Origin of the sequence: Mycobacterium sp. PO1 (genome assembly GCF_017312405.1) — a bacterium.
Classification (GTDB): Bacteria; Actinomycetota; Actinomycetes; order Mycobacteriales; family Mycobacteriaceae; genus Mycobacterium.
Genome location: NZ_BLTG01000096.1, coordinates 84,497 through 98,730 on the forward strand (window position 1 = coordinate 84,497; position 14,234 = coordinate 98,730).

General features: G+C 69.2%; 12 protein-coding genes. 6 read left to right on the forward strand and 6 right to left on the reverse strand.

The window, feature by feature from the left end; all coding sequences use genetic code 11:
• Positions 1-5 precede the first annotated feature (5 nt).
• The gene (locus J3476_RS24830) at positions 6-551 is read right to left on the reverse strand and encodes a sigma-70 family RNA polymerase sigma factor (RefSeq protein WP_207068967.1); all 546 of its coding nucleotides are present in this window, start codon (positions 549-551) and stop codon (positions 6-8) included.
• 138 nt (positions 552-689) lie between these two features.
• Between J3476_RS24830 and J3476_RS24835 the strand changes: the two genes are divergently transcribed.
• From J3476_RS24835 to J3476_RS24850, 4 genes are all read left to right on the forward strand, one after another.
• A complete protein-coding gene (locus J3476_RS24835) occupies positions 690-2,903 on the forward strand; it encodes a heavy metal translocating P-type ATPase (RefSeq protein ID WP_207069010.1) in 2,214 nt (737 codons plus the stop codon).
• A 102-nt stretch (positions 2,904-3,005) separates the two neighbouring features.
• A complete protein-coding gene (locus J3476_RS24840) occupies positions 3,006-4,547 on the forward strand; it encodes a PepSY domain-containing protein (RefSeq protein ID WP_207068968.1) in 1,542 nt (513 codons plus the stop codon).
• A gap of 226 nt (positions 4,548-4,773) precedes the next feature.
• Complete coding sequence (locus J3476_RS24845) at positions 4,774-6,372, forward strand: FMN-binding glutamate synthase family protein (protein WP_207068969.1); 1,599 nt, start codon at positions 4,774-4,776, stop codon at positions 6,370-6,372.
• Between the two features lie 28 nt (positions 6,373-6,400).
• Positions 6,401-8,119, forward strand: a complete 1,719-nt coding sequence (locus J3476_RS24850; protein ID WP_207068970.1) for a thiamine pyrophosphate-dependent enzyme — start codon at positions 6,401-6,403, stop codon at positions 8,117-8,119.
• Positions 8,120-8,208: 89 nt separating this feature from the next.
• Here the strand turns inward: J3476_RS24850 and J3476_RS24855 are convergent, their stop codons facing one another.
• Positions 8,209-8,679: a hypothetical protein gene (locus J3476_RS24855; RefSeq protein ID WP_207068971.1), complete on the reverse strand. Its 471-nt coding sequence runs from the start codon at positions 8,677-8,679 to the stop codon at positions 8,209-8,211.
• Positions 8,680-8,768: 89 nt separating this feature from the next.
• Positions 8,769-10,736, reverse strand: a complete 1,968-nt coding sequence (locus J3476_RS24860; protein WP_207068972.1) for a cytochrome c oxidase assembly protein — start codon at positions 10,734-10,736, stop codon at positions 8,769-8,771.
• Between the two features lie 169 nt (positions 10,737-10,905).
• Between J3476_RS24860 and J3476_RS24865 the strand changes: the two genes are divergently transcribed.
• Positions 10,906-11,535 (forward strand): DUF5134 domain-containing protein, encoded by a 630-nt coding sequence (locus tag J3476_RS24865; protein ID WP_207068973.1) that lies wholly within the window; start codon positions 10,906-10,908, stop codon positions 11,533-11,535.
• A gap of 9 nt (positions 11,536-11,544) precedes the next feature.
• On the opposite strand, the gene J3476_RS24870 is transcribed toward J3476_RS24865, so the two are convergent.
• Complete coding sequence (locus J3476_RS24870; protein ID WP_207068974.1) at positions 11,545-12,246, reverse strand: zf-HC2 domain-containing protein; 702 nt, start codon at positions 12,244-12,246, stop codon at positions 11,545-11,547.
• Positions 12,247-12,323: 77 nt separating this feature from the next.
• Between J3476_RS24870 and J3476_RS24875 the strand changes: the two genes are divergently transcribed.
• Positions 12,324-13,055, forward strand: coding sequence for a response regulator transcription factor (locus J3476_RS24875; RefSeq protein ID WP_207068975.1), 732 nt, complete (start codon positions 12,324-12,326; stop codon positions 13,053-13,055).
• 4 nt (positions 13,056-13,059) lie between these two features.
• Here the strand turns inward: J3476_RS24875 and J3476_RS24880 are convergent, their stop codons facing one another.
• Both J3476_RS24880 and J3476_RS24885 read right to left on the reverse strand, forming a co-directional pair.
• Positions 13,060-13,779 (reverse strand): DUF305 domain-containing protein, encoded by a 720-nt coding sequence (locus J3476_RS24880; RefSeq protein ID WP_286183688.1) that lies wholly within the window; start codon positions 13,777-13,779, stop codon positions 13,060-13,062.
• 67 nt (positions 13,780-13,846) lie between these two features.
• Entirely contained in the window at positions 13,847-14,200 is a 354-nt protein-coding gene (locus J3476_RS24885) for a metalloregulator ArsR/SmtB family transcription factor (protein WP_152516288.1), read from the reverse strand.
• Positions 14,201-14,234 lie beyond the last annotated feature (34 nt).

Consider the following 14,234-nt stretch of genomic DNA (forward strand, 5'->3'; position numbering starts at 1 on the left):
ATCGGCTACCCGGCGCGGTCGTCCTCGGCGGCCGCACGCAGCAAGTCGTCGCGGGCCCGGGCCACCCGGGACCGGATGGTGCCGACCGGGCACCCGCAGACCTCGGCGGCCTCGGCGTAGGTCATCCCCAGCACCTGGGTCAGCACCAGCGCCTCCCGCCGCTCGGGGTCCAGCCCGTCGAGCAGGATTCGGATCTCGACCATGTTCTCGATTCGCCCGCCGCCCGCGGTGACGTCGTCGAGGTCGACGACGTAGGCCGGGCGCGGGCGTGACGTGTTGTACCGGATCTGGTCGACGACGACGCGTCGGGCGATGGACAACAGCCAGGTCTTGGCGGTCGAGCGGCCACTGAACCGCGGCAGCGACTTGATCGCGCGCAGGTACGTCTCCTGGGTGAGGTCGTCTGCGCTGGCCGGATCGGCCAGATAGGCGACCGTGCGCCACACGTCACGGCGGGTGGCCTCGATGAACTGGGTGAGCGCCACCCGGTCGCCCCGACCGGCCGATTTGGCGAGCTGAGTAACTTGGTCTTCGTCGCCGGCGGTCGCCACCAGGAAAGAGTAAGCGATGGCCGGGCGGAACTCTTCGCCGCATCGGCACGACTACTTGGACAGGCCAGATAACCGCAGGAGGTGGGCACCACGACGTCGACACAGACCCCGGCCGGCAACGACGTGCCGGTTGCCACGATGGACCGCGCGCGGGTGCAGCTCGACGTGTCGGGCATGTCGTGCGCGTCCTGCGCGGCCCGGGTGCAGACCGCGCTGAACAAGCTGCCCGAGGTGCGGGCCTCGGTGAACTTCGGCACCCGGGTGGCGACCATCGAGGCGCCTGCGGGCATCGACGACACGGTGTTGTGCGATGTCGTGCGCAAAGCCGGCTGCGACGCGTCTCCTCGCGAGTCCGGCTCGGCCCGGGTCGATGATCCCGACGCCGAGCACGCCCGCGCCCTGATGTTGCGGCTCGCGGTGGCCGCGGTGCTGTTCGTGCCGCTGGCCGACCTGTCGGTGATGTTCGCCGTGGTCCCCAGCACCCGGTTCACGGGCTGGCAGTGGGTGTTGACAGCGCTGGCCGCGCCGGTGGTGCTGTGGGCGGCGTGGCCGTTCCACCAGAAGGCCCTGCGGATGGCCCGCCACGGCGGCGCGTCGATGGAGACGCTGATCTCGGTGGGCATCCTCTCGGCCTCGGTGTGGTCGCTGTACACGGTGTTCAGCAGTGACCATTCCGGCACCGCGACCGGCATCTGGCAGGCCCTGGTCGGCAGTGACGCCATCTACTTCGAGGTCGCCGCCGGCGTGACGGTGTTCGTGCTGGCCGGCCGGTATTTCGAGGCCCGCGCCAAATCGAAGGCCGGCAGTGCGCTGCGCGCGCTGGCCGAGCTCAGCGCCAAGGACGTGACGCTGCTGTTGGCCGACGGTTCCGAGCTGGTGATCCCGGCCGACGAACTCGCCGAGCAGCACCGGTTCGTGGTCCGCCCCGGCCAGACGATCGCCGCCGACGGCTTGGTCGTCGACGGGTCGGCGGCGGTGGACATGAGCGCGATGACCGGTGAGGCGAAGCCCCAGCGGGTGCATCCGGGTGACCAGGTGATCGGCGGCACGATCGTGCTGGACGGTCGGCTCGTCGTCGAGGCGGCGGCCGTCGGCGCCGACACCCGCTTCGCGGGGATGGTGCGCCTGGTCGAGGAGGCGCAGGCGCAGAAAGCCGACGCGCAGCGACTCGCCGACCGGGTATCGGCGGTGTTCGTGCCGTGCGTCTTCGTGATCGCGGCGCTGACCGCCGTCGGCTGGCTGCTCGCCGGAGGCGGTGCCAACCAGGCCGTGTCCGCGGCGCTGGCGGTGCTCGTCATCGCCTGCCCGTGCGCGCTGGGTCTGGCCACCCCGACCGCGATGATGGTGGCCTCCGGGCGCGGCGCTCAGCTGGGTATCTTCCTGAAAGGCCATCGCGCGCTGGAGGCGACACGGGCGGTGGACACCGTCGTGTTCGACAAGACCGGCACGCTGACCACCGGTCGGCTGACGGTCAGCGCCGTCACCGCCGAGCAGGGCTGGGACGGCGAAGAGGTGCTTGCCCTCGCGGCCGCCGTGGAAGCCGCTTCCGAGCACGCCGTGGCGCTGGCCATCAGCGCATCGGCACCCCACCACGGTGAGGTCGACGACTTCCGGTCGGTTCCCGGCCGCGGCGTCTCCGGCGTCGTCGGCGGGCGCACGGTGCGCGTCGGCAAACCGGCATGGATCGCGTCGTCGGGGCTGTCACCGACGTTGACCGCCGCCCGGCGCACCGCCGAGTCGCGCGGTGAGACGGTGGTGTTCGTCGAGGTGGACGGGCAGCCCTGCGGCGCCGTCGCGGTGTCGGACACTGTCAAGGATTCGGCCGCAGACGCGGTCGCCACGCTGCACGCCCGCGGCCTGCGAACGGTGCTGTTGACCGGAGACAACGCCGCGTCCGCGGGGGCGGTGGCCGCCCGGGTGGGTATCGACGAGGTGATCGCCGACGTGCTGCCCGACGGCAAGGTCGACGTCATCGAACAGCTCCGCGAGCAGGGCCGGGTGGTCGCGATGGTCGGCGACGGCATCAACGACGGCCCCGCCCTGGCCTGCGCCGATCTCGGCATGGCCATCGGGCGTGGCACCGACGTGGCGATCAGCGCCGCCGACGTCGTGCTGGTGCGCGACGACCTGACCACCGTGCCGGTCGCGCTGGGCCTGGCCGCGGCCACGATGCGCACGATCAAGGTCAACCTGGTCTGGGCGTTCGGCTACAACGTGGCCGCGATCCCGATCGCCGCGGCCGGTCTGCTGAACCCGTTGATCGCCGGCGCGGCGATGGCGTTCTCGTCGTTCTTCGTCGTCTCGAACAGTTTGCGGCTGCGCAATTTCGGCTCCGCCCCCGACCGGCGTTGAGACTGCGGTAGCTGCGGGGTTCACTCGCACTTTGGCGCAGTGGACGCAGTCTCAACGGGGTTGGGCGGGAACCAAACTGCGCCCTCTCCCGACTATCTGTGCGTGACGACGACACTGAGCTCCAACCGCCGAGTCGATGCCGCAGTGCTGCGACGGATCTGGCGACTGCACTTCTGGATCGGGCTGTTCGCCGCGCCCGTCCTGATCGTGCTGGCCCTGTCAGGTCTGGTGATCCTCTACAGCCAGCCGCTGGACAGCTGGCTGTCCCGGGACCTCGTCACGGTGACGCCGGGGCCCGACACCGTGCCGCTCGACGCGCAGGTGGCCGCTGCCCTGCAGCACGTTCCGGACAGCTACGAGGTCGACGCGGTCACACCGCCCAGCGGGCCGGATCGCTCCACCCGCGTCGACGTCGTCGACCCGACCGCGCCCACCTACCCCGACGGCGAAGCGAACCTCACCCAGGTCTTCGTCGACCCCTACACCGGGCAGTACCTGGGCCAACGCGACCAACTCTCCGGACTGGTCGGGTTCGCCAACCAGGTGCACCGGATGTTCGGCAACGACGGCCCGCAGGTGCACCTGCCATCGCTGGGCCACCTCATCGCACCGTCGTCGTATCCCGAGGCGACGATCCCGGTGGGCATCGCCAACCTGTGGATGGAGGTCACCGCGGTCTGGATCCTGGTGCTGCTGGCCAGCGGGATCTACCTGTGGTGGCCGCGGGCCATCGAGAGCACCAAGCCCCTGCTGACGGTGCGCTGGGGCAAGGGGAGCCGCATCCGCTGGCGGGACCTGCACGCGCTGACCGGCGTGGTACTGGCGGTCGTGCTGATCGGCTACATCCTGTCGGGGTTGACCTGGTCGCGGTACTGGGGTGAGAACTGGCGGGCGTTCTCGGCACAGGTCGCGCCGTCGACCGAGTTCGAGGCCGCCTCCACGCCGGCGCAACTCGGTGACTACGACCGGCTCGGCCGGCGCGTGGCCTGGGCGGCCGTCGACGAGGCCATCCCGGCGTCGCAGCCGGCCGGCCCGAGCGCCGCACCTCTGAGCTACGCCGACATCGACCAGATCGCCGAGGACGAGGGCATGGTGCCCGGTTACGCGATCATCGCGCCGGCGGACTCCGTCGTCGACGGCGGAATCGTGTACGGCAGCTACGCGGTGATCAACGCCTGGCCGCAGAAGCTCTCCGAGCAGCGCACGCTGTACCTCGACCAGTTCACCGGCCAGACGATCACCAACGCCACCGCTGCGCAGGACGGTGCGCTGTCGCGGCTGACCAGCTTCGGCATCGCGATGCACATGGGCAACCAGTTCGGCCTGGTGACCCGGATCGTCGCGACCGCCGCCTGCCTGGGCATATTGCTCAGTGTGACAACAGGTTTGCTGATGTGGTGGACGCGACGCCCGGCCGGCAGTTCCGGGCTGCCGGCGCCGGCCAGCGACGCTACTCGGGCCGCCACCCCGAAGAAGGCGCTTGTGACGGTGACGGTGGCCGCGGTGGTGCTCGGGGTGATTTACCCGGCGTTCGGGGTGTCGCTGCTGGTCGTGCTCGCCGTCGAGGCCGTGCTGGCCCGGCGTCGTCGTCGACGCGTCGACGCCGACGACGCGGAGGTCCCCGTGGGCGCCGAAACCCGTTGAGAATGAGACGTTGAGACTGCGTCTGCTGCGGCCTCCACTCGAACTTTTCCGCGCTGAGCGCAGTCTCAACGTATCCCTGCATTCGTCGCTGGGCACAAGTTTAAGAAGAGCCTGAAATCTTGCTGTGCAGTCACAGCTGGACGGATGGCCGCCGACAGTTTCGGGTAGCCGAGATCCGGCCGTTGGTGGGTGCGACGGGCGTTCAGCCCGGAAAGCGAGGCGCAGCATGGTCCGGGTCGGGGTGGTCACGGCACTTGGCGCGCTGTCGGTTGCACTGATAGCTGCGGCCGTTGCGTGGTCCTGGCTCTGGTGGGTTCCCGCGGCAGTGTTCACTGCACTGACCACGGTGGGGGTTTACGACCTGCTCCAGCGGCGGCACGCAGTGTTGCGGAACTATCCGGTGCTGGGGCACATGCGGTATCTGCTCGAAGCTCTGCGCCCCGAGCTGCAGCAGTATTTCATCGAACGCAACTTCGACGGCCGGCCCTACGACCGCGACGTCCGCTCGTTGATCTACGAGCGCGCGAAGGGCACGGCCTCGGAGTTGTCGTTCGGTACCGAAAGAGACATCGGTGACACCGGATACGAGTACCTGGTTCACTCGACCGCCCCCATCGAGCAGCCGCCGTCACCGTACCGAGTCCGCATCGGAGGTCCGGACTGCCGACAGCCCTACGATATGGCGTTGATGAACGTCTCGTCGATGAGCTTCGGGTCGTTGTCGGGCAATGCCCTGCGCGCGTTGAACAACGGTGCCAAGAAGGGGCGGTTCGCCCACGACACCGGTGAAGGGGGGCTGACGCCGTACCACCTGGGCGGCGCGGACGTGGTGTGGGAGATCGGTTCCGGCTACTTCGGTACCCGCACCGAGGACGGTCACTTCGACCCTGAGCAGTTCGCTGACAAGGCCGCCCACGAGGCCGTCAAGTGCATCTCGATCAAGTTGAGCCAGGGCGCCAAACCCGGTGTGGGGGGCGTGTTACCGGCCGCCAAGGTCAGCGAGGAGATCGCCCGCTACCGCGGGGTGCCCGCGGGCCAGAAGTGTGTCAGCCCGGCAGCTCACAGCGCGTTCCACACCCCGCGTGAGCTGGTGGGCTTCATCGCTCGGCTGCGAGACCTCGCCGAGGGGAAGCCTGTCGGCTTCAAGCTCTGCGTGGGGTCGCGCACCGACGTCCTGGCGATCTGTAAAGCAATGCTCAGCGAGGGCATCACCCCCGACTTCATCATCGTCGACGGTGCCGAGGGGGGAACCGCCGCAGCACCGTTGGAGTACGAGGACCACGTCGGCCTGCCCTTGACCGACGGACTGATGACCGTGCACAACGCGTTGGTCGGCACGGGACTGCGGGACTGCATCCGGATCGGCGCCAGCGGCAAGGTGGCCACCGGAACCGACATCGTCAAGCGCCTGATCCAGGGCGCCGACTACACCAACGCCGCCCGCTCGATGATGATGGCCACCGGCTGCATCCAGTCCCAGCGCTGCCACACCAACAAGTGCCCTGTCGGTGTGGCAACCCAGGATCCACGTCGGGCACGGGCCCTCGACGTCGCCGACAAGAGTGAACGCGTCTACCGCTATCAGCAAGCAACGGTCGCCGAGGCGATGCGTCTGATGGGGTCGATGGGTGTGTCGGATCCAGCTGATCTGTCGGCGCACCTGTTGCGGAAGCGGTTGTCGCCCACCGAGCAACGTTCCTACGCCGAAATCTACGAATGGCTGCCCGGCAAGGTCCTGCTCGACGATCCGCCGCCGTCGTGGCGAGCCGACTGGGAGGCCGCCGACCCGGACTCGTTCGCCCCCGCGCGCCTGCAACGTCTGTGACCGCGATCGCCCACTCAGGAGGAGAATCATGCCCACCGTTGCCTCGACGCTCGTCTCGGCACTCGACGAACTCGGCGTCCGACAGGTGTGGGGCGTTGTCGGCGACGCGCTCAATCCCATCACCGACGCCATCCGACGCCAAGACACGCTGGAGTGGATCGGAGTCCGTCACGAGGAGGCGGCAGCGTTCGCCGCTGGCGCCCAAGCCCAGCTGACCGGCTCGCTGGGGGTGTGCATGGGCACCGTCGGGCCGGGCTCGCTGCACCTGCTCAACGGGCTCTACGACGCCAAGAAATCCCACGCCCCAGTGCTGGCGATCTGCGGTCAGGTACCGACGTCAGAGATGTGGAGCAACTTCTTCCAAGAGGTCGACAACGACGCTGTCTTCGCCGACGTGGCGGTCTACCACGCCACGGTCACCGCCCCGGGACAGCTGCCCTATCTGCTGCAGCAGGCCGTCAACACGGCGCTGGCCCGCCGCGGGGTGGCCGTCCTGACTGTTCCTGGCGACATCGGCGATCAAGACGTCCCCGACCATCACGTGTCGTTCGCGTTACCGCACTCCGGCCAGGTCGCCGCACCCGCCGACGTCGCGGCTGCCGCCGCGCTGCTCAATGACGCCGAGAAGGTGACGATGCTCGTCGGCTGCGGCGCGCGTACCGCCCGCGACGAGGTCCTGGCGGTGGCGAAATCGCTTGCCGCGCCCATGGTGCTGACCTTGAAGGGCAAGGAAGGGTTGGAAGGCGACAACCCGTACCAGGTGGGTCAGTCCGGTCTGATCGGCAATCCGGCCGCGCACCTGGCTCTGCACCAGGCCGACGCTCTGCTGCTGGTGGGAACAGATTTCCCGTACCGAGACTGGCTGCCACAGGACAAGAAGGTGGTGCAGCTCGACACCAGACCAGAGCATGTCGGCCGACGGCTGCCCGTCACCGCGGCGCTCATCGGCGACGCGAAAGGAACACTGGCTCAGCTGCTTCCCCAGCTCCAGCGTCGATCGGACACCGCGTTTCTCGACCACCACCGGCACGAGTTCGACCTGTGGCACGCCGCCCAGCGCCGACTGACCGACCCCGACCACGACCGCAAGCTGCTGGGCCGGATCCGCAAGAAGCTCGACAACCCCGACGAGCTGATCCGCCCGGAGGTGGTGGCCGCGGCGATCGACGCCGCCGCTGTCGAGGACGCCATCTTCACCTCCGACACGGGGATGTCGACGGTGTGGCTGTCCCGATTCGTCGAGATGCGCGGCCGGCGGCGGCTGTTGGGTTCCTACAACCTGGGTTCGATGGCCAATGCCATGCCCCAGGCGCTGGGCGCTTCCGCGCTCGACCGGGACCGCCAGGTCATCGCGTTCTGCGGCGACGGCGGTCTGATGATGCTGCTGGGGGACCTGCGCACAGCGGTCACCTACCGCCTGCCCGTCACGTTCGTCGTGTTCAACAACGGTCGGCTCGGCATGGTCAAACTCGAGCAGGAACAGAGCGGATTGCCCGAATACGGCACCGAACTCGACAATCCTGACCTTGCCGCGGTCGCCACCGCCTGCGGCTTGCGCGCACGAACGGTCACCCATGCCGACGACGTCGCAGAAGCCGTTGCCGAGGCGCTCGAACACGACGGTCCGGTGTTGCTGGATTTCCGGACCAACCCCGAGGAGATCTCGATCCCGCCCAAGCCCACGGTCGAGCAAGGGTGGGGTTTCGCCATTGCGAAGCTGAAGGAGAACCTGATCAGCCGCGAATGAGACGTTGAGACTGCGTCAGCTGCGGCCCCCACTCGAACTTTTCCGCGCTGAGCGCAGCCTCAACGCATTTCGGCGCGCTCAACGCTGGTCTAGCTGCGCATGTCGGGGTGGGTGCGGTGCACCGGCGCGGCGAGCAGCGTCAGCCAGGCGACGGCCAGGCACAGCACTGCGACGTCGGCAGCCCCGACCAACCAGCTCAGGGTGGGGCCGGTCGCGCCGGTGCGCACCCACCAGAAACCCCCCAGACCCACGACGGTGCCCAGACCGCACAGATAGGCGGCGGCACAACACCACCGGAACCGTCTGGTCGCCCGGGCGATCAGTGAGGTGCCCGCGGCCAGGGCGAGAATCATCAGCACCACGGTGGGAACGACCAGCGACATCCCTGCCGGCGGGTCGACGAACAGGTCGATCCACCACACCGTCGCCGTCACCGCGAGCACCGGAGCGAGCACACCGATCGCGGTCGACCGCAGCCGATCCAGCCAGACGTCGTCCAGCACGCGGCGCTCGAGGTGGCGCAGCATCCGCTCCACTGGTTCGGACCGATGTCTCAGCACTGACCATCTCCCTCCGGCCGACGGACGATGCCGGCCCTCGCTGTCATGGTCGTCGGGCAACCGGCAATCGTTCCCGGCATGTCGTGCGGTTACTGACGCTGCCGGGCGAGTTCCCGCAGCATCGCGTTGTATGCCTCGAGCTCGTCGTCAGCGTAGGACGAATCGGCGTGGCGGTCAGACCGCGTCGCCGCGCGGCGGTCCTGGCGGGCCCACTGCACCACCAGCGCCACCACGACGATGATGACCGGTAGCTCGCTGGATCCCCAGGCGATGGCGCCGCCGACGTTCTGGTCGTCGGCGAGGCTGGCCAACCACGGCAGGTCCACCGACCGGTAGAACTGCCCGCCGATGATCTCGGTCATCGTCATCGTGGCAATGCCGAAGAACGCGTGAAAAGGCATGACCGCGAACAACAGCCCCAGCCGTCCGAGGAAGGGCAGCTTCCGGGGTCCCGGGTCGATACCGATGATCCCCCAGAAGAACAGGTAGCCCACGAGCAGGAAATGCAGGCTCATGAACTCGTGGCCCCAGTGGTACCGGACGAACGCGTCGAACAACGGCGTGAAGTACACCGCGTACAGCGAGCCGACGAACAGCACGAACGCGGTGATCGGATGGGCCAGGAACGAGGTGAACTTCGAATGCACCAGCCACAGCAGCCATTCCCGTGGGCCGGGCGGCTGGTCGGGTCGGTGGGCGGGCAGCGCACGCAAGGCCAGCGTGACGGGGCCACCGAGCACCAGCAGCACCGGGACGAACATGTTCAGCGTCATGTGCTCGGCCATGTGCACGCTGAACATCGCCGACCCGTAGGCCTTGACCCCCGAACTCGTGGTGACCAGCAGCACCAGGCACCCGGCCCACCAGGCGATCAGCCGCCCGACCGGCCACGTGTCACCCCGGCGGCGCAGCCGCACATAGCCCAGCGTGTAGAGCGCGGCCAGCACCAGCGCTCCGACGCCGAGGAACGTGTCGAACCGCCAGACGGTCAGCATGGTCACCACGCTCGGCGGCGCGGGCAGCTCGTATCCCAGGAAGATGTCCCAGGTGGTGAATTCGTGGGTGAGGAACCGCGCGGCCGGCTGGGTCGCCATCACCGCCACCAGGGCCATCACAGCCAGGGCACCCGCGGCGCCGAACACGCCGGCCACCCGGGACAGCCCGAACGGACCCCGCCGCGACACCGCGACGACGTCGAGGGCCCACATCAGCATCAGTAGCAGCGCCGCCGCCGTACCGGCCCGGCCGTACCCCGACCCCGTCGGACCGGCGGGGCCCAGCAGCACCCCCAGCAGCGCGGCGCCGTAGCCCAGCACCACGGCCCCGAGCGCTGTCCGGACGACCAGGACCCGCCGCAGCATTGCTTCGTCGGGCCGTGCCAGCGCGGCGACCAGCCACAGGCCGGCAAGCACCGCCAGCGCCGCGGCGAAGACGATCGCCGCGCTGGTGGCGTAGTCGTGGTCGGGGCCCTGGGCGGCGTTGCCGTTGACGGGGACCGCGACGACGCCGATCAGCGCGGGGATCAGCAGCACCGCATGCGCGGTCCACCGCACCGAGAGCCGCACGGTGACCGCGACCACCGCCGCTGCGATCGCGACTGCGATCCACGCCCGTGCCATCTCGGAGGCCAGCACCGCGTCGAGCAGGAAGGGACCCGCGAGCACCTGCCTCATCGACACCCCGGCGTCACTGGCCGCCTGGATGACGATCATCGCGGTGGCGGCCACGGCCCACAGCGCCGCGGTCCGCTCGACGAGGACGTGCACGAGGAAGGACCGCTCGTCGATGACACCGCTGTTGTCGGGGCGCGCGGAAATCACGACATAGGTCAGTCCGCCGATCGACAACGCCCCCAGCAGCGACGCGACGAAGAAGCCGAGTGGCTCGGCGACCGCGGTCACCGCCCCGGGATACGAGTTGCCCGTGACGGCGTAGACCTGGGCGCGCGAGGTGGCGGCGTACCAGAGCAGCGCCGCGGTCACCGCACCCAACGACAGCAGCACCGGCGCCAGCGTCTGCCGAGCTGTCGCCGGCCTATCCGCTCGAGTGGTCTGCATCGTCGCTTGGGAACCTTCTCACCGACATCACGTGATCCGACCAGTCTACGACCGCCGGTCGTAGGCGATGACGGCGCGGCGGAACTTTTCGGTGTCGTGCGCCGACCATTGCACTCGAACCCTTGTCCCCCGACGGAAGCTGTGCCCTCGTGCCGAAGAAGCTCGCCCGATGATCGACGATCTGCTGTTGCGCGGGGTGGTCACCGCGCTGTTCGTCGCGACCGCCGTCATGTTCGCCATCGCGAGTTGGGTGCACCGACGCACGGCCGGCTACGTGGTCAGCGGCGCGCTGCACATCGTGATGGCGGTGGCGATGATCGCCATGTCCTGGCCACAGAGCGCCGCACTGCCGACGACCGGCCCGATGGTGTTCTTCCTTCTCGCGACGGTGTACTTCGTCATCGTCGTGTTCGCCCAGGCCGGCCACCGCATGGCGAACGCCTATCACGCCGCGATGATGCTGGCCATGGCCTGGATGTACGCGGTGATGAGCGGGGATCTGGCGCCCGCTCCCGCCGAGGGCTCGGTTCCCGCCGGGGGCCACGGCGGTCATCATCACGGTGGCCACGCCATGGCCGATGTGGACATGGCGTCACCAAGCGCTGCGACGCCGCCGTTCGTCACAGGGCTGAACTGGGTGTTCACCGTCGGCTTCGCGATCGCCGCGGTGGTCTGGCTGTACGTGTACTTCGCCAGCCGGCGTGGCGAGCCCGCCAGACCCACGACCCGGTTCTTCGGGATCGCAGGCCAGGTCACCATGGCCGCCGGCATGGCGATCATGTTCGCGGTGATGCGCTGAGGTGTGCCGTCAGGCCGCCGAGCCGTCGGTGGGCCACAGATGCCCCCGGCGACGGCCGTGTGACGCGTTCGGCGGCAGGTCGATCTCGAGTTGTCGCTGCGCGTGGTCGGGCGAGGGTGGTGACGACGCCTCATGCCGCCAGACCAGCGCCGCGAACACCGCCCCGAGCAGGATCGGCAGGTGACTCATCACCCGCTCGGGCGTGACTGCTCCGGCGAGCGCGTCGGCGACGACATAGCCCGCGAGCACGACGGCGAACGCCGACAGCACGACCGTCAGTCCGGCGGCGAGGCCGGGCCGCAGCGCCGCGGCGACCATCACCAGACCGATGGCGAGCGTCCACGCCGTGGATTCGTTGAGAAGATGGCCACCGCCGGTGTGGGGGCCCGGGTGCAGCCCGAGCTGAAGGCCGACCGCCTGCGCGGCGCCGACGGCGCTCTGGGCCAGCCCGACGGCCAACAGCGCCCACCGCTGCCAGCCGATGCCGGCGAGCGGTCCCCGCGCCCGGCGGGAGGATCCGGCCCCGACGGCGGCGACCGGAGCCGGACTGGCCAGGCCACGTAGCACGGCGGCTTGTGCCGTCACCCCGTCGCGCCAGGCGCGGCACTCGGCACACCCCTCGAGGTGTTCGTCGACCCTCGCAGCGGGCACCGGTTCCCGCTCGCCGTCGATGCGGGCCGACAGCGCCTCCCGAGCCACGTCACAGTTCACGCTGTAATCGTCGCGTATCCCCCGCCGATAGTTCCCCGAACCCATCGACACCGTGCGGACCCGGGCACTATGTGGTGATGGACAGCAGGCGCGGAACCGCATCGCCGGGGTATCGGGCGCTGGTCGTCGACGACGAGGCGCCGCTGGCCGACGTGGTGGTCAGCTACCTGCAGCGTGAGCAGTTCGATGCTGCCGTCGCGACCGACGGGGATGAGGCGATCGCGCTGGCCCGCGAGTTCGACCCCGACGTGGTCATCCTCGATGTCGGGCTGCCCGGCACCGACGGCTTGGAGGTGTGCCGCCAGCTGCGCACGTTCTCCGACGCCTACGTGGTCATGCTCACCGCCCGCGACACCGAGATGGACACGGTGCTGGGTCTGACGGTGGGCGCCGACGATTACGTGACCAAACCGTTCAGTCCGCGCGAGCTCGTCGCCCGCATCCGGGCCATGCAGCGGCGGCCGCGCCGGCTGCACGCGCAAGCAGCACCGGGTGGGCAGCCCTCGACGCGGAGCATCGGCGCGTTGACCGTCGATGTGGCCGCCCGCGAGGTGTTCCTCGACGACACCCCGATCCTGCTCACCCGCACCGAGTTCGACCTGCTCGACGCGCTGTCGGCCCGACCCGGGGTCGTGCTGGGCCGTCGGCAGCTGCTGGAGATGGTCCGCGACGACCCGTGGTTCGGCGACGACCACCTGATCGACGTCCACATCGGCCATCTGCGCCGAAAACTCGGTGAGGACGCCAGCCGGCCGCGCTACATCATCACGGTGCGCGGGGTGGGATACCGCATCGGCAACGGCCGGTGACGGGTCAGAGTGTGGCCAGGATCTGCCTCATCGTGTCGATCTCGCGCTGCTGGTCGACGGCGATACGCTCGGAGAGCTCGATCGCGGCGGGATAGCTTCCGCTGTCGATCTCGTTGCGGGCCATGGTGATCGCGCCCTCGTGGTGGCGGATCATCTGCTCCAGGAACAGTTTCGCGGCGTCGACACCCTGCGCGTTCTGCAGCTCGGCCATGTCCGCCGCGGACATCATGCCTTCCATCGGCATCGCACCCATACCGGGCATCATCGAGCCGTCGGGACCCATCCCATTGCCCGCACCGCCGCCGTGGCCCGGCATGTCATGGGCGGGCATGTCGGTGCCCGCCATCGGCATTTCCACGATCCCCCACTGGTCGAGCCAGCTGCGCATCTCCTCGATCTCCGGCGCCTGCTCACCCTTGATCTGGCCTGCCAGGTCCACCACCCGCTCGTCGATGCCGTCCTTGGCGAGCAGCATGTCGCTCATCTCGATGGCCTGCTGGTGGTGCGGGATCATGTGCTGGGCGAACATGACGTCGGACTGGTTGTGCTCGTCCCGGGCTGCCGGCGCGGGGGCGGCCGACGTGGTGGAGCCGCCGCTCTGAGCCGCCGGGGCCGCTTGGTCGTCGCCGGAGCTGCCGCAGGCCGTGAGTGTGACGCCCACGATCGCCGCCGCGGCGACGAGGACGAACGGGTTGGGCTTGGTGGGTTTCGGTTGGTCGATCACAGCATCGAGCCTGTCGACACCGGATGTGGTTCTTCTAGCCCTTTGTTCAAGATTTGGTCAAGACGCCTCACGCGGTGGTGTCGCGCGCGCCCAACCGGAGGTGTTCGATGTGGTAGATCGCCTCGTCGAGCAATTGGGCGACGTGGTTGTCGTAGAGCCGGTAGACGATGTTGCGCCCGGTGCGGTCTCCGGCGACCAGGCCCAACGCGCGCAGTAACCGCAGTTGGTGCGACACCGCGGGCTGCTCCATGCCCACGTCGGCGGACAGTTCGGTGACCGTGCAGGGCGCGTGGCGCAGGCGGGTCAGGATCAACAGCCGCTTCGGGGAGGCCAGCGCTTGCAGCGTTTCGGCCACCGTCAACGCCGAGGTCGCATCGAGGGTGGCAGGGGGCGTGGAACGGCCCTCGACACCATGTCCCATGCGGACCATTCAAGCACGCATCGGAGCAAAGGGG